1 protein-coding gene is annotated in these 22,496 nt (G+C 70.2%); it reads left to right on the plus strand.

Annotated elements, in window-relative coordinates; all coding sequences use genetic code 11:
- The first annotated feature begins 275 nt into the window (after positions 1 to 275).
- The gene (locus H504_RS43105) at positions 276 to 22,268 is read left to right on the plus strand and encodes a type I polyketide synthase (RefSeq protein WP_051385891.1); all 21,993 of its coding nucleotides are present in this window, start codon (positions 276 to 278) and stop codon (positions 22,266 to 22,268) included.
- Positions 22,269 to 22,496 lie beyond the last annotated feature (228 nt).

The following is a 22,496-nucleotide window of genomic DNA, read 5'->3' on the forward strand; positions in this document are numbered from 1 at the left end:
CCACCCCGACCAAGCCTCCACTCACCCGGGTGCACTTCCGCCCCACCGCACCCCCACAACCACCTCCCCCCAGGTCGAGTTATCCACATCCCCCCACCCCATCCACAGCCAACTCGCTTCCACTTCCCCACCCCCGTCACGCCGGTAAACTGGGACCGGGGACGCCCCCCGGGAGGGTGGGGGCTGCCTGGGGTCGGTGGGTGGGCGGTTGTCAAGAGGTGGGGGAAGGGTTCGCTCGATGGGGGACTGGGCTGGGTGGGTCTGGGGGGCTGGGTATGAGTCGCGAGCAGCAGATCGTCGAGGCGTTGCGGGCTTCGGTCAAGGAGACGGAGCGGTTGCGGGGGGTGGTCGCGGCGGCGGCGGAACCTGTGGCGGTTGTGGGGATGGCGTGTCGGTTGCCGGGTGGGGTGGATTCGCCGGAGGCGTTGTGGGGGTTGGTGGAGCGGGGCGGTGATGGGATAACGGGGTTTCCGGTTGACCGCGGGTGGGAGGTCGACGGGGGCGGGTTCGCGCGGGTTGGTGGGTTTGTCGAGGATGCCACGAAGTTTGACGCGGGGTTGTTCGGGATTTCGCCGCGGGAAGCGGTGGCGATGGACCCGCAGCAGCGGTTGTTGTTGGAGGCCTGTTGGGAGGCGTTGGAACGGGCTGGGATCGCGCCGGATTCGGTGCGGGGGAGGGACATCGGGGTTTACGCGGGGGCGTCGAACTCCGGTTATGGGGCTGGGGTCGCGTTGTCCGAGGAGGTTTCCGGGCACGCGTTGACGGGCACGGCGAACAGTGTGATTTCCGGCCGGGTGGCTTATGCCCTCGGGCTGGAAGGCCCGGCGGTCACGATTGACACGGCTTGTTCGAGCGGGTTGGTCGCGTTGCACATCGCGGCGCGGGCGTTGCGGGGTGGCGAGTGTTCGATGGCGTTGGTCGGCGGGGTGACGGTGATTCCGTCGACGTCGGTGTTCGCCGAGTTCGCGCGTCAAGGGGGGCTGGCGGGGGATGGGCGCTGCAAGTCTTTCGCCGCGGCGGCTGATGGGACCGGGTGGTCCGAAGGTGTCGCGGTACTGGTCGTGGAGAAGCTGTCGGACGCGATCGCCAATGGGCACGATGTTCTCGCCGTGGTCAAAGGTTCAGCGGTCAACTCCGATGGCGCGTCAAACGGGTTGACGGCGCCCAATGGCCCGTCCCAGCAACGTGTTATCCAAGCAGCGCTGAACAACGCGAAACTCCAAACGTCCGATGTGGACGTGGTGGAGGGTCACGGCACCGGCACCAGGTTGGGCGATCCGATCGAGGCGCAGGCGCTGCTGGCGACGTATGGGCAGAACCGGGAAACGCCGCTGTGGTTGGGGTCGTTGAAATCCAACATCGGGCACACCCAGGCCGCGTCCGGTATCGCGGGCATCATCAAGATGGTCCAGGCGATGCGGTATGGAATCCTGCCGCGCACCCTGCACGTCGACGCCCCCACCCCGCACGCCGCGTGGAGCCGCGGTTTCGTTGAGCTGCTTACCGAATCCCGGCCGTGGCCCGAGGTTGACCGGCCGCGCCGGGCGGGTGTTTCGTCGTTCGGCATCAGTGGCACCAATGCGCACGTCATCCTCGAATCCCACGACCAGGCCGAAGAATCGGTTCCGGTAGGAAACCCGGTCGTCACTCCGTTCATACTCTCGGCCAAGTCCGTGGATGCGCTCAAAGCTCAAGCCCGGAGTCTGACGACCCTCTCCACTGAGATCGCCTGGGCGCTCGCCACGACCCGTGCCAACCTCGACGAACGCGCCGTCGTCTTCTCCAAGCCAGCGCTAGAAGCCTTGCAGCGCAACGAATCTCACCCAGGTCTGGTGACGGGCGCGATCACCGACACTGACCTCGGATTCCTTTTCACCGGCCAGGGCTCCCAGCGTGCGGGCATGGGCCAGGCCCTTCGGGTCTTCCCGGCGTTCGCCGAAGTCTACGACCAAATCCGCGCCAAACTCCCGTTCGACGACAACGCGATCCAGGAAACCGGCAATGCCCAACCCGCCATTTTCGCCCTCCAGGTGGCTTTGTTCCGCCTGTTCGAATCCTGGGGTGTCAAACCCGATGTCCTCGTCGGACACTCCATCGGCGAACTCGCGGCCGCCCACGTCGCCGGAATCCTGACGCTCGACGACGCCTGCACCCTGGTTTCCGCGCGCGCAAGGCTCATGCAGGCCCTCCCGCCGGGCGGCGCCATGCTCGCCGTCGAGGCCACCGAAGACGACATCCCGGACTACGTCGACATCGCTGCCGTCAACGGCGAGAACGCGCTGACCGTTTCGGGGGACGCTGCCGCGATCGAACGCCTCAAACAGGAACTCACCGGCAGGCGGGTCAAGCAACTCGCCGTGTCGCACGCCTTCCACTCTCGGCTCATGGATCCCATGCTCGCCGAGTTCGAACGTGTCACCGGCCGAATCGCGTTCCACCAACCGCGAATCCCGCTCATTCCCACCGCCGGCGGCGACCCCACTACTCCCGAGTACTGGGTTCGTCAGGTCCGGGAAACCGTCCGGTTCGCGGACGCAGTCAAGCAGGTTCCGGACACCCGGTTCCTCGAAATCGGCCCTGACGCTGTGTTGTCCGCGCTGGTGGGCGGAATTCCCGCTCTCCGCGCCAACCGCGACGAACCTACTGCCGCCATCACTGCTCTTGCCAGTCTCTACGTCATGGGAATTCCGGTCGACTGGACCGCGGTAATCCCTCGAACCCGGCGAGTTCCTTTACCGGTTTACCCGTTCCAGCGGTCCCGCTACTGGCTCAACCCCGCCGCACACGCCGTAGACGATTGGCGTTACCGCGTCGAGTGGATACCAATTACCCTGCCGCACAACGAAGTTCGGGGTTGGCAGGTCATCGGCGACGATCCAGCTCTCGCCGAACTACCCCGCGATGACGACCCGCAAGGCATCGTCATCGCCCCTGGCGCCACCCCCGCCACTGTCATTGAAATCCTCCGCGCCGCGACGGTTCCCGTCTGGGCGCTTACCCGAGGCGCGGTTTCCACCGGCCCCGACAATCCGGTCACCAACCCCGCCGCCGCTCAACTTTGGGGACTCGGCCAGGTAGCCGCTCTAGAACACCCCGACCGCTGGGGTGGAGTGATCGACCTCCCTGAAAACCTCGATATCGGCCACCTGGTTGCCGCTCTCACCGGCCACGAAGACCAACTCGCCGTCCGCTCTGACGGCCTGTACGCCCGCAGGCTCGTCCCCGCCCCGGTATCGACCGGGACCACTTGGCGTCCACAAGGGACGGTTCTCATCACCGGCGGCACCGGTGCTCTCGGTGGCCACGTCGCCCGCTGGCTCGCCACCCGGGGCGCCCGTCAGCTCGTCCTCACCAGCCGACGTGGCCCCGACGCCCCCGGCGCGGCGGACCTCGTCGCCGAACTGGCCGAGCTGGGTGTCGACGTCGAGGTCGCCGCCTGCGATGTCGCCGACCGTGACGCTCTCGCGGCTCTTGTCGGCGGCCGCGCGATCACCACCGTCTTCCACACGGCGGGCGCCGTCGCCTCCGTCAGCCTCGCCGAAACCACGACCGACCAGTTCGCGGACACCGTCCGCGCGAAGGCCGACGGCGCCACCAACCTGCACGAGCTGCTTCCCGACGCGCACCTCATCCTGTTCGGCTCGATCGCCGGCGTCTGGGGTAGCGGTGGCCAGGCCGCCTACGCCGCCGCGAACGCTCACCTCGACGCGCTCGCCGCCCATCGCACGCCCGCGACCTGCGTATCCTGGGGTCCGTGGGCGGGTTCGGGCATGCTCGCCGCCACCGAGTCCGAGGACTACCTGCGCCGTCGCGGCCTCACCCCGATGGCCCCGAGTCGCGCCTTGGCCGCTCTCGGCCGGGCACTCGACGCGGGCGACACCAACGTCACCGTCGTCGATGTCGATGGCCCCCGGTTCGCCGCGCTCTACACCTCCAACCGCCCCAGCACTTTGCTGCCTTGGCGTCAAACCGAAGTCGAAACCAAATCCACATGGGACGATCGGGGTGCTCTCGATCTGGTTCGAGCCGAAGTCGCCACCGTTCTCGGCTATTCCGGCTCGGTCGACGCGCAGAAACCGTTCAAGGATCTCGGTTTCGACTCGCTCACCGCCGTCGAGCTCCGCGACAAACTGGTCAAAGCAACCGGTCAACCGTTGCCCGCGACTCTCGTCTACGACTACCCCAACGCGAAAGCCCTGGCTGACCGCCTCCAACGCCAAGCCCGTGGTGAGCGGGAACGGATTCGCGCTGACATCGCGGTCCGCACCGACGAGCCCATCGCGATCATCGCCATGAGTTGTCGGTTCCCCGGCGGCGTCAACTCCCCGGAAGACCTCTGGAACCTGGTTGAGTCCGGCACGGCTGTCGTTGACGATTTCCCCACCGACCGCGGCTGGGACCTCGACGCACTCGGCACCAGTTCCCACTCCCTGCGCGGCGCGTTCCTGGACAACGCGGCCGACTTCGACGCGGAACTCTTCGGCATTTCCCCCCGCGAGGCCACCGTTCTGGACCCCCAGCAGCGGCTACTCCTGGAGTCGACCTGGGAGGTCTTCGAGCGGGCCGGAATCGACCCGACGTCGCTCCGCGGCGAGCCGATCGGTGTTTTCGCAGGCACGAATGGCCAGGACTACGCCGGGGTGGCCCTCGCGTCGGAGCACCTGACCGGCTACCTCTCGACGGGCATTACGGCGAGTGTCCTTTCGGGACGAATTGCCTACAGCTTCGGACTTGAAGGTCCTGCCGTCACCGTCGACACGGCGTGTTCCAGCAGTCTTGTCGCCCTGCACCTGGCTGCGAAGGCCCTGCGCGACGGCGAGTGTTCGCTCGCGATCGCGAGTGGCGTCACCGTCATGGCCACACCCGGCGCCTTCGTCGAGTTCTCCCACCAGCGCGGACTCGCTGCGGACGGCCGGTGCAAGCCCTTCGCGGAAGCGGCCGACGGCACGTCGTGGGGCGAGGGTGTCGGCGTTCTGCTGGTCGAGCGGCTGTCGGACGCGGTCGCCAACGGTCACCGCGTACTGGCTCTGGTCAAGGGTTCGGCGGTCAACTCGGACGGTGCCTCCAACGGCCTCACGGCTCCCAACGGTCCGTCTCAGCAGCGGGTCATCCTGTCGGCGTTGGCTTCGGCCGGGCTTGGAACGTCTGATGTGGATGCTGTGGAGGCGCACGGGACGGGCACGGTGCTGGGCGACCCGATCGAAGCCCAGGCGCTGCTGGCGACTTATGGTCAACACCGGGAGACGCCGCTGTGGCTGGGGTCGGTGAAGTCCAACATCGGCCACACCCAGGCCGCCGCGGGCGTCGCCGGAGTGATCAAGATGGTGCAGGCACTCCGGCGTGGTGTCCTGCCGAAGTCCCTGCACATCGACTCGCCGACGTCGCATGTGGACTGGTCGACGGGTGCGGTGTCCCTGCTCACCGAGTCGCGGTCGTGGCCGGAGGTGGATCGGGCTCGACGGGCCGCAGTCTCGTCATTCGGCGTTAGCGGAACCAACGCCCACGTGATCCTGGAGGCCGCTCCCGGGGCTCCGGTGAAACCGGCCGCCGGTGCGGATTTCCCCGCGTGGCTTCTGTCCGCGGGCTCGCCGGATGGGCTTCGTGACCAGGCCAGGCGATTGTTGAGCTACCTCGACAACGACGCCGAGTTCGACCGGAACGCGGTGGCCCACACGCTCGCACACGGTCGGGCGGCTCTCGACCACCGAGCGGTTGTTCCGGCCGGTGATCTCCAAGCGCTTGCCGATCTGGCGGGCGGCGGTGGCAGCACCGGATCGGTCGTCGACGGCAAGCTCGTATTCCTGTTCACCGGCCAGGGTTCCCAGCGCTCGGGCATGGGCAATGGGCTGCGGTCGTTCGACGTGTTCGCGGCCGCGTTCGATGAGATCACTGCTCGAGCGCCCTTCTCCGACGACGAGATCGATCAGACCGGCAACGCTCAGATCGCCCTTTTCGCCCTCGAAGTCGCACTGTTCCGACTCCTCGAATCCCGTGGCGTCCAGCCGGACGTCCTCATCGGACACTCGATCGGCGAGATCGCCGCCGCTCACGTCGCCGGAATCCTCTCCCTCGATGACGCTTGCAGGTTGGTCGCCGCTCGGGCCCGATTGATGCAGTCGCTCCCGCCCGGCGGGGCAATGCTCGCAGTCGAGGCCGACGAAATCGACCTCCCCGATGGCCTCGACCTCGCGGCCGTCAACGGCCCCCGTTCCCTGGTCATCTCTGGCGAAACCGCTGTTCTAGAGCGCTTCCAGGCCCAGATGATCGAGCAGGGCCATCGGGTCAAACGGCTCGCTGTGTCGCACGCGTTCCATTCGCGGCTCATGGACCCGATGCTCGCCGAGTTCGCCGAGTTCGCCGCCGGCCTGACCTACCGGCAGCCACGACTCCAGATGGTCCCGACCTCAACCGGCGACCCAGCCACCCCGGACTACTGGGTGAGTCAGGTGCGCGACACGGTCCGCTTCCACGACGCCCTTACCAGCCTCACCGACGTAGGCATCCTGCTTGAGCTAGGCCCGGACGGGGTTCTTACCGCGCTCGCCCAGCAGAGCCTGGAGACGGTAGCCCTACCGACACTGCGCGCTGGTCACCCCGAAATTGAGTCTTTCGAGCGCGCCACCGCTGCTCTGCACACCTACGGCGTCTCGGTCACGTGGCCAACCAGTGGCCCCGGTGCCGACCTGCCCACCTACGCGTTTCAACGCCGCCGCTTCTGGGCTGAACCGAAGCCCACCGCGCCCACGGCAGGTCACCCGCTTCTTACCGCCAGCATCCCGCTTAGCGATGGCGGCCACCTGTTCTCCGGCGCCCTCACGACTGATTCCTGGCTGGCCGACCACGTAGTCCACGGTCAGGTAGTCCTACCGGGTACGGCTCTCGTCGACCTCGCCCTTCATGCGGGTGGGGAGACTGGCTGCCCCCGCCTCGACGAACTCACCATCGAAGCGCCGCTGCCCGTTCCCGCTGCCATCCAGATCACGGTAGGCCCCGAGGACGATGGAACCCGCACTGTCACCATCCACGCCCGCGCGACCGACACCTGGACCCGGCACGCGACCGGCATCCTTAGCAACATCCAGACCACCCCGTCACCGCTGCCCGCACCGACAAGTGGCCCGGTAGACCTCGCTGACCTATACCCGGCTCTTGCCGCTGCCGGCCTCGACTACGGCCCCGAGTTCCAGGCACTGGGGGCGGCGTGGCGCACATCCACCGGAATCCTTGCCGAGACGGTCACCGGTGACGCCGGGTTCGGCCTCAACCCAGTCCTGCTCGACGGGGTCCTTCATGCGTTGGCGCTTGATGGGGACAACGTCGCGCGCGTGCCTTTCGCCTGGACCGGCGTCACCCTGCACGCCACCGGGGCGGACCAACTGCGCGCCCACATCACGCGCACCAGCCCCGACACGGTTAGCGTGGTCGTTGCCGGTAGCGCGGGTGAGCCTGTCGCCACCATCGAGTCTCTTACGCTGCGTGCTGCGGCCCGGCCGCTAGACGACGCCCTGTTCACCATCGACTGGTCTCCGTTGTCCGCGCCGGACACCGCCGAGGTCCGTGACGTCGTTCTCCCCATGCCCGCCACTGTCATCGACACGCTCGAACTCGTGCAGGCTTGGATCCGCCACAACCCCGACCCCCGGTTGGTTCTGGTCAGCTCCGGTGCCATCGCCGCCGTGCCAGCGGACGACCTCACCGACCTCGAAGCCGCCGCGTCTTGGGGGTTAGTGCGGTCCGCCCAGACCGAACACCCCGACCGGTTCGTCCTCGTCGACGCCCCCAGCACTGACGGTTTGGCGGGCGCGCTGTCGCTCGACGAGCCGCAGTTGGCCGTGCGCGATGGGATCGTCCACGTGCCCCGCCTGGTCCGTGCCGCTCCCGGCCTAGAGCTCCCGGACGAGCCCTGGCGACTCGACGTGGCTGTCGGTGGCACGCTTGAGAACCTGACCCCGATACCCAACCCCGACCGCCCACTCGCGCGCGGGGAGGTCCGGATCGACGTCCGCGCTGCGGGCATCAACTTCCGCGACGTCCTCATCGCCTTGGGTACTTACCCGGAACAAGCGGTGATGGGGTCTGAAGGTACCGGTGTCGTTGTTGAGGTCGGTCCCGACGTAGAGCTGGCTGTCGGCGACCGCGTCTTCGGCTTGTTCGCAGGCGGGTTCGGTCCGCGCACGGTTGTCGACCAGAGGCTGATCGCGTCCATCCCACCCGGTTGGTCCTTCACCGATGCCGCCGCCGTGCCGATGGCGTTCCTCACGGCCTACTACGCGTTGGTGGATCTCGCCGGGCTTGAAGCCGGCGAACGGGTTCTTATCCACGCCGCTGCCGGTGGTGTCGGTATGGCAGCGACCCAGATCGCCCGTCATCTCGGCGCAGACGTCCACGGCACCGCGAGCCCTGGTAAGTGGTCCGCGACAGGCCTACCGGACGACCACCTCGCCTCATCCCGCGATCTCGGGTTCGCGGACAAGTTCACCCCCGGTTTCCACGTCGTCCTCAACTCGCTGACCGGCGAGTACATCGACGCGTCCGCGCGGCTGCTCGCCCCAGGCGGCCGGTTCATCGAGATGGGCAAGGCCGACCCACGCGATCCGGGCGACTTTCCCGACCGGCTCTACCGCGCGTTCGACCTCAGCGAGGCCGGTTTAGACCGACTCCAGGTCATGCTCCAAGAGCTGATTGCCCTGTTCAGCCAAGGCACGCTTACGTTGCCGCCCACTCGAACCTGGGACATCCGCGAGGCCAGGTCCGCGTTCCGCCACCTTGGCCAAGGCAAGCACATCGGTAAGAACGTCTTCGTCCTCCCGCGTTCTCTCGACCCCGGGGGAACCGTCCTGATCACCGGTGGCACAGGTGCGCTTGGCACCGCCCTGGCTCGCCACCTCGCGGCCCTAGGCCACAACCTCGTGCTGGTCTCTCGAACCGGCGGTGCCATCCCCGACCTCGATGTCACCACGGTCGCCTGCGACATCACCGATCCGGTGGCGTTGGGGCAGGTCATCGCCACGCACCGCCCCACGGATGTCATCCACCTCGCGGCGGTCACCGACGACGCCCTGATCACCGACCTCACCCCGGACCGGCTGCGGAGAGTCCTGGCGCCCAAGGCCGAGGCCGCGAAACTGCTGGCCGACCTGGACCTCAACACGCTCACGTTCTACTCGTCCGCGTCCGCGACCTTCGGCACCCCCGGCCAGGCCAACTACTCCGCCGCGAACGCCGTCCTCGACGCCCTCGCCCACCGCGGCCGGGGTGTGATCAAGGCGCTGGCCTGGGGACTGTGGGCGGAGACGTCCGGCATCACCGGTGCCCTCTCCGATTCCGACCGGGCCCGCCTCGGCACTCCTTTGTCCACTGAGGATGGACTAGCGCTGTTCGACCGCGCGTGCGCCCACTCGCGGCCGCACCTGCTGCCCCTGGTGATCGACAAACGCGCGGACCACCCGTTGTTGCGTGGCCTCGCCCCAGGCAAGCGCCGTCAGGCGACCCGGGAGTTGACCGCCGACAACGCGCTCGACCTCGTTCGTGAGCAGGCCGCCGCCGTCCTCGGCTACGCGTCCGCCGAGGCCGTCGACCCCCGCCGTGCGTTCCGCGATCTCGGGTTCGACTCGCTGACCTCGGTCGAGTTGCGCAACCGGATCAACGCCGCCACCGGCCTTCGCCTCCCGCCCACCATCGTCTTCGACCACCCGACCCCGAATGCTCTCGCCACGCAACTAGTTATCCACATCTCATCGAGTCGTCCCCAGCCGAAACCGAGTTTCCCCACAGCCATTGCGGGCGGTCGAGACTTGCCCCGTGACGCCACCCGGGGCCGCGACGGCCACCCAGGACCGGACGACGTGGTCATCATCGGGATGGCCTGCCGGTATCCGGGTGGGGTGGCGTCACCGGAAGACCTGTGGGGGCTGGTGATGTCCGGAGTGGACGCGATCGGGGACTTCCCGACCGACCGGGGTTGGGACCTCGAAGCGCTGTACGACCCCGATCCGGGGCGGTTGGGCACGACCTACACCCGCTCCGGCGGGTTCCTCGACGACGCGGCCGGGTTCGACGCGGGCCTGTTCGGCATCTCCCCGCGCGAGGCGACCGCCATGGACCCGCAGCAACGGGTCCTGCTGGAGACCGCCTGGGAGGCGTTCGAGCGGGCGGGCATCGATCCGATGTCGTTGCGCGGCAGCAGTTCCGGCGTGTTCATGGGCGTCGCGACCTCGCTCTACGGCCTGGACAGCGGCCCGTCCGACGGGCACTCGCTCACCGGCATCGCCACCAGCGTCGCCTCCGGCAGGCTCGCCTACACCTTCGGCCTGGAGGGCCCCGCGCTCACCGTCGACACGGCCTGCTCGTCGTCCCTGGTCGCCCTGCACCTGGCCGCCGCCGCCCTGCGCAACGGCGAGTGCGACCTGGCGCTGGCCGGTGGCGCGACGGTGATGGCCACCCCCGGCATCTTCACCGAGTTCAGCAGGCAGAAGGGTCTCTCGGTCGACGGCCGCTGCCGCTCGTTCGCCGCCGAGGCCGATGGCACCGGCTGGGGCGAGGGTGTCGGCGTGCTGGTCCTGGCGAAGTACGCCGACGCGATCGCCAACGGTCACCACGTGCTGGCGGTCGTCCGCGGGTCCGCGGTGAACTCCGATGGCGCCTCCAACGGTCTGACAGCACCGAACGGACCGTCGCAGCAACGGGTCATCATGGCCGCGCTCGGTTCTGCGGGCCTGGCGACGTCCGATGTGGACATGGTGGAGGCGCACGGGACCGGGACCTCGCTCGGTGACCCGATCGAGGCCCAGGCGCTGCTGGCGACCTACGGGCAGGACCGGACGCGACCGTTGTGGTTGGGGTCGGTGAAGTCCAACATCGGGCACACCCAGTCGGCGGCGGGCGTCGCGGGCGTGATCAAGGTCGTCGAAGCGCTGCGGCGCAAGACCCTGCCGCGCACCCTGCACGCCGAGAACCCGACCGAGCACGTGGACTGGTCGGCGGGCGCGGTGTCGTTGCTGGCGGAATCCCGGCACTGGCCCGACGCGGATCGACCACGGCGCGGCGCGGTCTCGTCGTTCGGGGTCAGCGGCACCAACGCGCACGTGATCATCGAACAGGCGCCTGATCCGGTGGTCGCCGAGGCCGAACCCACGGCTACTCTTGTGCCTTGGGTGCTGTCGGCGGCATCGCCGGAAGCCCTGCGTGCCCAGGCGTTGCGGCTCGTCGACCACACAGCCGACCTTGACCCGGTGGACGTCGGCCTGTCGCTGGTGTCCGGCCGGGCCGATCTGGACCACCGGCTCGTCGTCGTGGGGGAGGACAACTCCACGCTCCGGGCTGCTCTCGTCGAGGCCGCCGGTGGCGTGGTGTCCCGTGGTCGAGTCGCGTTTCTGTTCACCGGCCAGGGTTCGCAGCGGGCAGGCATGGGACAGGACCTGCGCGTGTTCCCGGTCTTCGCCGAGGTCTTCGACCAGATCCGGGCGCGGCTGCCATATGACGACGACCTGATCGACCAGACCGGGCACGCCCAACACGCCCTGTTCGCGGTCGAGGTGGCTGTCGTCCGGCTCTTGGAGTCTTGGGGCATGCGGCCAGACGTCCTGGTCGGGCATTCGATCGGCGAGGTGGCGGCCGCGCACGTGGCCGGAATCCTGTCCCTCGACGACGCCTGCGTGTTGGTGGCCGCGCGTGCTCGGCTGATGCAGGCCCTGCCCAGTGGCGGGGCGATGCTCGCGGTCGAGGCCGCACCCGACGAACTCGACCTACCCGATGGTGTCGATCTCGCGGCGGTCAACGGGGACCGGTCGGTTGTCGTGTCCGGATCGGCCGAGGCCATTGCCGAACTGCGGGAGGTCTGGGCCGAACGGGGACGGCGGGTCAAGCGGCTCGCTGTGTCGCACGCGTTCCACTCGCGGCTGATGGACCCGATGCTGGAGGAGTTCCGGCAGGTCGCGGCCGGGCTGACCTTCAACGCCCCGATCATCCCGTTGGCAACCACGATCGACGGGGACCCGGCGACGGCCGAGTACTGGGTGCGCCAGGTCCGGGAACCGGTCGGGTTTGCCGCCGCCGTCCGGGAATCCCGGGCGAGCACGTTCGTCGAGGTCGGCCCGGACGGCGTGCTGTCGTCGCTCGTCCACCAGGTCCTGGACGGCTCCCCGGTGACCGCGCCCGCGTTGCGGCCTGACGAGGTACCCGCGCTGGTGAAGGCTGTCGGACAGGCCTGGACCCGGGGTGCCGAGGTCGACTGGGCGGCTGTGTTCGCACTGTGGGGTGGGCGCCGGGTCGCCCTGCCGACCTATGCCTTCCAGCGGAGCCGGTACTGGCTGGAACCGGCCCGACGCCGCGAGTCGACCGAGGACCTGCGGTACCGGGTCGACTGGGAACCGATCGCCGAAGGTCCGGCTGCCTCGGGCAAGTGGGCCGTGACCGTGCCCGATGTGGCGGTGGTGCTCCGCGACTCCGGAGTCGAGGTCGTCGACGACCCGGCCGACGCCGATGGCGTTGTCGTCGAGACGGACGCCACGGGGTTGCTGTCGGTGCTGTCATCGACCAAGGCGCCGGTGTGGGCGGTCACCCGAGGCGGGGTGGACGCGGCCGAGATCTGGGGTATCGGGCGGGTCGCGGCGGTGGAACTGCCTGGGCGCTGGGGCGGCCTCATCGACCTGGCCGACGGTGTGGACGCGCGCATCGCGGGCGTGCTCGGCGGCGCGGAGGACCAGGTCACGCTCAAGCGGGACGGGATGTTCGGGCGACGGCTGCGGCGGGCGCCGTTGGGGACGCGGCGGACATGGGCGCCGAATGGCCCGGTCATGATCACCGGCGGTACCGGGGCGCTCGGCCTTGCCGTGGCCCGGTGGCTGGTCGAGCGGGGCGCGGACGAGTTGGTGCTGGTCAGCAGGCGGGGTGGGCCGGTTCCCGATCTGGGGGTGCCGGTGCGCGTGGAGTCCTGCGACATCGCCGATCGGGACGCGGTGGCGCGGCTGCTGGCCCGGTACCCGGTGTCGACGATCGTGCACGCGGCGGGCGTCGACACGCGGACACCGCTGGTCGACGCCGATCCGGACGCGTACGCCGAGGTGACCCGGGCGAAGATCGTCGGCGCGCGGAACCTGCACGAGTTGGCGCCAGACGCGCACCTGGTCTTCTTCTCGTCGATCGCGGGCGTGTGGGGCAGCAGCGGTCAGGCCGCCTATGCCGCAGGCAACGCCTATCTCGACGCGCTGGCCGAGCACCGGGCGTCCCTCGGGCTGCGTGCGACCTCGATCGCGTGGGGACCGTGGGCGACGACGGCAGGCATGGCCGCCGGTGACGCGGGCGACTACCTGCGGCGGCGTGGGCTGAACCCGTTGCGGCCCCAGCGTGCGCTGGCGGCGCTGGGGGATGCGCTGGACCACGGGGACACCACCGTCGTCATCGCCGATGTCGACTGGGACCGGTTCACCGAGACCTTCACCTCGGTGCGGCCCAGCCCGCTGCTCACCGAGTTCGTCCCCGAGCAGGCCGTGCCGGACGGTTCCACCTGGGTCGAGTTCATGGTCGGCCTGTCGACGCGGGAGCGGTCGCGAGTCGCGCTGGCGTTGGTGCTCCACCACGCGGCGGGCGCGCTGGGGCACGCGGACTCGTCGGCGATCGAGGCCGGGAAACCGTTCAAGGAACTTGGGTTCGACTCGCTGACCGCCGTCGACCTGCGGAACCGACTGGTTGAGGCCACCGCGCTGACCATCCCGGCCACCGCCGTGTTCGACCACCCGACCGCGGCTGCGCTGGCCGAGCACTTGATCGCCAGTCTGCCCGCCGCGCCGTTGCCCCCGATCGTGATGACTGTGGTGTCTCCGGTGACTGCGGTGTCCAGGGCGACGCGGGTGAGCGATGACCCGGTGGTGATCGTCGGCATGGCCTGCCGGTACCCGGGCGGCGTGAACTCGCCGGAAGACCTGTGGGACCTGGTGGCGGGCGGGGTCGACGCGATCGGGGACTTCCCGACCGACCGCGGCTGGGACCTGACCGGCGACGTCCCCTACGCCCGGCGCGGCGGGTTCGTCGGCACGGCCACCGACTTCGACGCGGACCTGTTCGCCATCTCGCCGCGAGAGGCCCTGGCCATGGACCCGCAGCAGCGGCTGGTCCTGGAGACCGCGTGGGAGGCCGTCGAACACGCCGGGATTGATCCGCTGTCGCTGCGCGGGTCGGCCACCGGGGTGTTCGTCGGCGCCTCGAACTCCGGTTACGGCGCAGGGACCGCGCTACCCACCGAGGTCGAGGGCCATTTCCTCACCGGAACGGCGAACAGCGTGCTGTCCGGCCGGATCGCCTACACCCTGGGGCTCGAAGGTCCGGCGGTCACCGTCGACACGGCGTGCTCCAGCAGCCTGGTCGCCCTGCACTGGGCCCTGCGGGCCCTGCGGGACGGCGAATGCGACCTGGTCTTGGCCGGTGGCGTCACGGTCATCCCGTCCCCGGCCGTGTTCGCCGAGTTCGCGACCCAGGGCGGGCTGGCGGCGGACGGCCGGTGCAAGGCGTACTCGGCGGCGGCCGATGGCACCGGGTGGGCGGAGGGCGTTGGCGTCCTCGTCGTGGAACGGCTCTCCGACGCCCTTCGCCACGGTCACCGGGTACTGGCGGTGGTGCGTGGGTCGGCGGTCAACTCCGACGGGGCGTCCAACGGGCTGACCGCGCCGAACGGTCCGTCACAGCAACGGGTGATCCGGGCGGCGCTCGCGTCCGGCGGGCTCGAACCGTCTGATGTGGACGTCGTGGAGGGGCACGGGACGGGGACCCGGCTCGGCGATCCCATCGAGGCGGAGGCGTTGCTGGCGACCTACGGCCAGGGCCGGTCGACGGCGCTGTGGTTGGGGTCGCTGAAGTCCAACCTCGGGCACACCCAGGCCGCGTCCGGGGTCGGCGGGATCATCAAGGTGGTGCTGGCGCTGCGCCACGGTGTGCTGCCCAAGACGCTGCACGTGGACGCGCCGTCACCGCACGTCGGCTGGGGTTCCGGGGCGGTGGAGCTGCTGAGCGAGGCCAGGCCGTGGCCGGTTGGCGATCGGCCACGCCGGGCCGGGGTGTCGTCGTTCGGGGTCAGCGGCACCAACGCGCACACGATCATCGAGGAGTACCCGGCCGCCGAACGGCTCGACGCGGGAACCGACGGGGAGCTGCCCTGGGTCATCTCTGGTCGAGGGGCGGAAGCGCTGCGAGCGCAGGCGATTCGGCTGCGAGAGGTTGTTGGGCGGTACCCATCGGCGGCGGTTGCGCGGTCGTTGGCTGCTGGACGGGCCGCTCTGTCGCATCGCGCGGTGGTGACGGGCGCGGCGGCCCTGGACGCGTTGATCGAAGGCCGGCCCGCGTCCGGGTTGGTGCGGGGCGTGGCGGGGGACGGACGGGTCGCGTTCCTGTTCACCGGTCAGGGCTCGCAGCGGGTTGGCATGGGGCGCGAACTGTATGCGGCGTACCCGGTGTTCGCCTCGGCGTTCGACGCGGTGTGCGCGCGGGTGCGGCTGGACCGGCCAGTCGACTCGGTCGTGTTCGAGGATGGCGAACTGCTCGACCAGACCGTGTACACGCAGACCGGGCTGTTCGCGCTGCAAGTGGCGCTGTTCCGGCTGATCGAGTCGTGGGGTGTTCGGCCGGACTACCTGGTCGGCCACTCCATCGGCGAACTCGCCGCCGCCCACGTCGCCGGGGTGCTCTCCCTTGACGACGCGTGCACCCTGTTGACGGCTCGTGCCCAGCTCATGCAGGCCCTACCAGGCGGCGGGGCGATGCTCGCGGTCGAGTCGGATCACGTCGACCTGCCCGACGGGGTCGATCTGGCGGCGGTCAACGGGCCTCGGTCGCTGGTCGTGTCCGGCGACGGCGACCTCGTCGCGCAGGTGCGGGATTCCTGGGTTGAGCAGGGGGTGCGGGTCAAGCAGTTGACCGTGTCGCACGCGTTCCACTCGCACCTGATGAACCCGATGCTGGGCGAGTTCGCGCGGGTCGCCGAGACGCTGGAGTACCGCAAGGCGGAGATCCCGGTCGTGCCGACGGCGTCCGGGGACATGGCCACACCGGAGTACTGGGTGCGGCAGGTCCGCGAGACCGTCCGGTTCGCTGACGCCGTTCAGGTGGTCGCGGCCGAGGGTGTGGACACGTGGCTGGAGTTGGGGCCGGACGGGGTGCTCTCGGCCGCCGTCCAGCGGGCCGTCGCCGCCACCGCCGTTCCGTTGCTCCGCCCCGGGCGGGCCGAGGAAGAGTCCACAGTGGATGCTCTCGCGCGCCTCCACGTCCGTGGGGTACGGGTGGACTGGCCTGCTGTTCTGGGCGCGGGTGCGGTTGTCGACCTGCCCACGTACGCGTTCCAGCGGGAGCGGTTCTGGCTTGAGCCCACCGCCCCGGCCGCTGACGACACGTTCTGGTCGGCGCTGGAGACCGGCGAGCTGGCCGCGTCGCCCGAGGACCAGGAGCACCTGGCCGCCGCGCTTCCGGTGTTGACCACGCTTCGACAGGCGCACCGCGAGCACTCGGCGCTGGACTCGTGGCGGTACGGCATAACCTGGCGTCCGCTGGCGGAGTCGACCAACACCCCGCGTGGTTCTTGGCTCGTCATCACCACGGACGGCGTCATCCCTGACGACATCCGTGCCGCTCTCCCGGAAGCCACGCTCATCGGTTGCGCTCTTGCGGAGATCCCGACTCCGGCCGGGTTGGCCGGGGTGCTGGTGCTGCTGCCGGTGGATGGTGTGCTGCGGGTGATTCAGGCCGACCTGCCCGCTCCGATCTGGTGTGTCACCCGCGGCGCGGTGGCGGTGGACAGCGAGCACGGTGAGCATGTTGATCCGGGGCAGGCACGGGTCTGGGGTCTTGGCCGGGTCGCCGCGGTGGAGGTCCCGGTCAGGTGGGGCGGGCTGGTCGACGTGCCGCCGGTGCTGGGGGGACGGGCGGCCCGGCGGTTCGCGGCGGTGCTCGGTGGCGACGAGGACCAGGTCGCGGTGCGGTCGTCCGGGGTGTTCGGGCGCAGGTTGCGGCGGGTGCCCGGCGCGCGGGGCGCGTGGCGGCCGAACGGGCCGGTGCTGATCACCGGGGGCACCGGGGCGCTGGGCGCGGAACTGGCCCGGTGGCTGGTGGATCAGGGCGCGACCGACCTCGTCCTGGCGAGCCGCCGTGGTCCGGCGGCGCCGGGTGTGGCCGAGTTGGTGGCCTCGCTGGACGCGCGGGTGCACGTGGCGGCCTGCGATGTGGCCGATCGGGACGCGGTGGCCGAACTGCTGCGTACGTACCCGGTGCGGACGATCTTCCACGCGGCGGGCGTCGTCGATGATGGAGTCCTGGACGCGCTCACGCCGGAGCGGCTGGACGCGGTGCTGCGGGCCAAGTCGGCGCGGTGGCTGGACGAACTGGCCGGCCCGGTGGACGCGTTCGTCGTGTTCTCGTCGCTGGCCGGGGTCATCGGCAACGCGGGCCAAGGCAACTACGCGGCGGCGAACGCGGAGCTGGACGCGCTGGTCGAGGCGCGGAGAGCTCGCGGGCTGCACGGCCTGTCGGTCGCCTGGGGGCCGTGGGCCGGTGCGGGCATGGCGGCTGAGGTCGCCAGTCGGCTCAGGCGGGGTGGCCTCCGGCCGTTGGCCCCGCGTCGGGCGTTGGCCGCGCTCGAAGGGGCGTTGGCGGCGGACGACACCTGCGTGACCGTCGCGGACGTCGACTGGACCAAGTTCCCCTACAGCGGCCCGCTGCTGGCGGACTTCCCGACCCGTCGCGTCAACCAGGAACCCGGGCGTGACCTGCTCGAACTCGTCCTGTCGCACACGGCGGCGGTCCTCGGGCACGACGCGGGCAAGGCGATCGAACCCGAGCGGGCCTTCCGGGATCTCGGCATCGACTCGCTGACCGCGCTCGAACTCCGCAACGCGCTCGCGGCCGCTGTCGATCGGCCGCTGCCCGCGAGCCTCGTGTTCGACCATCCCACGCCGACCGCCGTCGCCGATCACCTGCGCGGCCTGACCGGACAGGTCGCCGAGGCCGACGCGCCGCCGACCCCCGACGATACCGGCGACACCCACGATGTCGGGGCCATCGCCATCGTGGGTATGGCCTGTCGGTTCCCCGGTGGCGTCGACACGCCCGAGGACCTGTGGCGCCTCGTCGACCAGGGGATCGACGCCATGGGGCCGTTCCCGCGAGATCGGGGATGGGACCTGGGGTCCCTGTTCCACGCCGATCCCGACCACGCGGGCACCTCGTACACCCGGGTCGGCGCGTTCCTGGACACCGCCACCGAGTTCGACGCCGGGCTGTTCGGGATCTCGCCGCGCGAGGCGACGGCGATGGACCCGCAGCAGCGGGTCATGCTGGAAACCTCGTGGGCCGCCATCGAGGACGCGGGCATCGACCCGAGGTCGTTGAAGGGCAGTCGTACCGGGGTGTTCGCGGGCACCAACGGTCAGGACTACCCGGCACTGCTGCTGCGGGAACGGCCCGACCTGGAAGGGCACCTCGGCACCGGGAACGCGGCCAGTGTGCTGTCCGGCCGGATCTCGTACACGTTCGGGCTCGAAGGGCCCGCGATGACCATCGACACGGCCTGCTCCAGCAGCCTGGTCGCCCTGCACCTCGCGGCCAAGGCCCTCCGCGGTGGCGAGTGCGACCTGGCGCTGGCGGGCGGCGTGACGATCATGTCGACGCCGGGGGCGTTCATCGAGTTCAGCAGGCAACGCGGGCTCGCGCCGGACGGGCGGTGCAAGCCGTTCTCGGACAACGCCGACGGGACCGGTTGGGGCGAGGGGGTCGGCGTGCTCGTGGTCATGCGGCTGACCGACGCCGTACGGGAGAACCGCCGGGTGCTCGCCGTCGTCCGGGGTACCGCCGTCAACCAGGACGGGGCGTCGAACGGGCTCACCGCGCCGAATGGCCCCGCGCAGCAACGGGTCATCGAGGCGGCGCTGCGCGACGCCCGGCTTCGACCGTCCGATGTGGACGCGGTAGAGGCGCATGGGACCGGGACCTCGCTCGGTGACCCGATCGAGGCACAGGCGTTGCTGGCCTGCTACGGGCAGGACCGGGACGAACCACTCTGGATCGGGTCGGTCAAGTCCAACATCGGGCACACCCAGGCCGCGGCCGGGGTCGCCGGGATCATCAAGATGGTGCAGGCCATGCGGCACGGCACCCTGCCGCGCTCCCTGCACGCCGACCAGCCGACCACCCGAGTCGACTGGTCCGCCGGTGCCGTCGGGCTGCTCACCGATGCGCGCCCCTGGTCGGTCGACCGACCGCGTCGCGCCGGGATCTCGTCGTTCGGGGTCAGCGGCACCAACGCGCACGTGATCATCGAGGACCACCCGACCGGCGAGGTCGTGCCGCTGGCTGTGGATGAACCGATCCCGTTCGTGTTGTCGGCGGCATCTCCCCGAGCGCTCCGAGCGCGGGCGCGGGCGTTGCTGGACGTCGACCCCACCCTCGACGTCGCGGCGTCCCTGCTGGATCGGGCGTTGCTGCCGCACCGAGCCGTGGTCGTGGCGGGCAGTCCGGTTGACTACGTCGAACGGATGCGGGCGGTCGCCGAGGGTGCGTCCGTCGAGGCCGAGCGGGGCGGGGTCGCGTTCCTGTTCACCGGTCAGGGCTCGCAGCGCGCCGGGATGGGACGGCAACTCCGTCGGTACCCCGTGTTCGCCGATGTCTTCGACGAGATCCGCGCGCGGGTGCCGTTCGACGACGACGCGATCGACGAGACCGTCAACGCCCAGGCCGCGTTGTTCGCCCTCCAGGTCGCGCTGTTCCGACTGGTCGAGTCGTGGGGGATGGCGCCCGATGTCCTGATTGGACACTCGATCGGCGAGATGGCCGCCGCGCATGTCGCCGGGGTGCTGTCGTTGGACGACGCTTGCGCGCTGGTCGCGGCGCGGGGTCGACTCATGCAGGCGCTTCCCACGGGCGGCGCGATGTTGGCGGTCGAGGCGGCCGTCGAGGAGATCGTCCTCCCCACCGGGGTCGATCTGGCGGCGGTCAACGGGCCGCGCTCGGTCGTCGTGTCGGGGGACGAGGACGCGGTGGACGCGCTGCAGGCACAGTGGTCGAGCGAGGGGCGGCGGATCAAGCGGCTCACCGTGTCCCACGCGTTCCACTCGCATCGGATGGACCCGATGCTCGACGAGTTCGGCCGGGTTCTCGCTCGCCTGGACTTCCAGCCGGGTGACCGGCCGCTCATCTCGACCGTGCACACCGCCGCCGATCTCGACACACCGGAGTACTGGGTGCGTCAGGTCCGGGAGCCGGTTCGGTTCGCGGACGCGGTGTCAGCGGCCCGGGAACGGGGAGTGACCCGGTTCTTCGAGCTGGGGCCGGATGGGGTGCTCACCGCCCTGGTCGGTGAGGGCGCGCCCGCGCTGAGGCCGGGGCGGGACGAGCGGGCGGCGTTGCTCGGGGCCGTCGCCCAACTGCACGTGGCGGGTGTGCCGGTGGACTGGCGGCCGTTGGTCGCGGGTGGCCGTCAGGTTCCGTTGCCCACGTACGCGTTCGACCGGGAGCGGTTCTGGCCGGTCGACCCGGTCCGATCCCGGCTCGACGACCTCACCTACACCGTCACCTGGCGACCGCTGCCCGTTCCGGAGGCACGCCTCACCGGCACCTGGGCCGTTGTGGGCGAGGACTCGGCCGGGGTCGGCGACATCCTGCGCGGGCACGGCGCCACCGTCGTCAGCGAGGAAAACGGTGACCTCACGGGAATCGTCTCGCTGCTCGACATCCACGGCACGGCGGAGTTGCTGCGTCGTGATGGTGCGCCCGTGTGGTGTGTCACGACCTCGGCGGTCTCGGTCGAAGGAGAGGCGGCTGATCTCGCGCAGGCGCAGTTGTGGGGCTTGGGGCGGGTGGCGGCCCTGGAGAATCCGCACCGGTTCGGTGGGCTGATCGACTTCGACGGGGAGGAGTCCGCGCTGGCGGCCGCTCTCGGCGGAATCGACGAAGACCAGGTGGCGGTCCGGAAGTCTGGGCTCTACGCCAGGAGACTTACGCGGACCGCGTTGACGCCGGGCGGGTCGTGGCGGCCGAGCGGGCCCGTGTTGGTGACCGGCGGCACGGGGGCGTTGGGTGCCTCGGTCGCGCGGTGGCTGGTCGACCGGGGCGCGACCGAGCTGGTGTTGGTCGGCCGACGGGGGATGGCGGCACCCGGTGTCGCCGAGCTGGTGGCCGGTCTGGACGCGGATGTCCAGGTGGTGGCGTGCGATCTCGGCGACCGGGACGCGGTTGCGGCGCTGCTGGCCGAACACCCGGTGACGGCTGTCGTCCACGCGGCCGGGGTGCCCGGGGTCAAACCGCTGAGCGAGCTCGACGCCGATACGGTGGACGAGACCCTGCGCGCCAAGGTCCTCGGGGCTCAGCACCTGCACGACCTGGCCTCCACTGTGGACACATTCGTGCTGTTCTCCTCCATCGCCGGGGTGTGGGGCAGTGGCGGGCAGGCGGCCTATGCGGCGGCCAACGCGGCACTGGACGCCCTGGCGGCGACGCGGCACGCGGGTGGGTTGCCGGTCACCTCGGTCGCGTGGGGGCCGTGGGCCGGTGTGGGCATGGCTGCGGATTCCGCCGAGTACCTGGCGAAACGCGGACTCGACGTGCTCGACCCGGCGGAGGCGTTGGCGGCCTTGGGCGCCGCGCTGGACTCCGGTGTGCCCGCGGTGACCGTCGCCGACGTGGACTGGCCCAGGTTCACCGACTCGTTCCACTCGACGCGCAAGGGAACGCTGTTCGCCGAACTGGTCCGGGAACCCGAGCCGGTAGAGGACAGTGATCTCGGTGGCCTTGGTGAGCGGCTCGCCGGGCTGTCCGAGGCCGAGCAGGACGCTGTGTTGCTGGCCTTGGTCGGCGACACCGTCGCCGGGGTCCTGGGGTACCAGGGGGGAGTCGACCCGAAGCGGGCCTTCCGCGACCTCGGGTTCGACTCGCTCACCGCGGTGGAGTTGCGAAACCGGCTCACCGCGGCGACCGGCCTCCTCTTACCCGCATCGGTGGCGTTCGACTACCCGACCTCGGCCGAGTTGGCCAGGCACCTGCGGGTCGAACTCGGGCCGGTGACCGGGGTGGACGCCCTGCTGGCCGGGTTGGCCGCGCTGGAGTCGGTGTTCGCCGGGGCCGCCCCGGACGGGCTGACCCGGATCAAGGTCGCGGTGCGGCTGCGGTCCTTCCTGGCCCGCTGGGACGGTGCCGATTCCGGGCAGGCAGTCGACGGGTTACCCGGGGTGGACGCGGATCTGGACACCGACTCCGATGACGAGTTCTTGTCCTTGATCGATCGGGAACTCGGTCGCTGAACCGATTTCCATCGCACTCTTTTATTCGAACCGGAAATCCGGTCTGGCAATTGCGGGCACTCCTTCGTGTCAAGCCCCTAAGCGCTGCTTGGCTAGGGGTGCTAGGGGGTTGTCCGGCCAGGACGGTCGTTCCTAGGGTCTGAGGCGTGTTCTGGCCCCGGAATGCCCACCGGATTTCCAACCGGCCGGGCTGGCGGGATTTGTGCGCGCTGGCGTCGGCCCTGGAGA

Origin of the sequence: Actinokineospora inagensis DSM 44258 (assembly GCF_000482865.1) — a bacterium.
GTDB classification, from domain to species: Bacteria; Actinomycetota; Actinomycetes; order Mycobacteriales; family Pseudonocardiaceae; genus Actinokineospora; species Actinokineospora inagensis.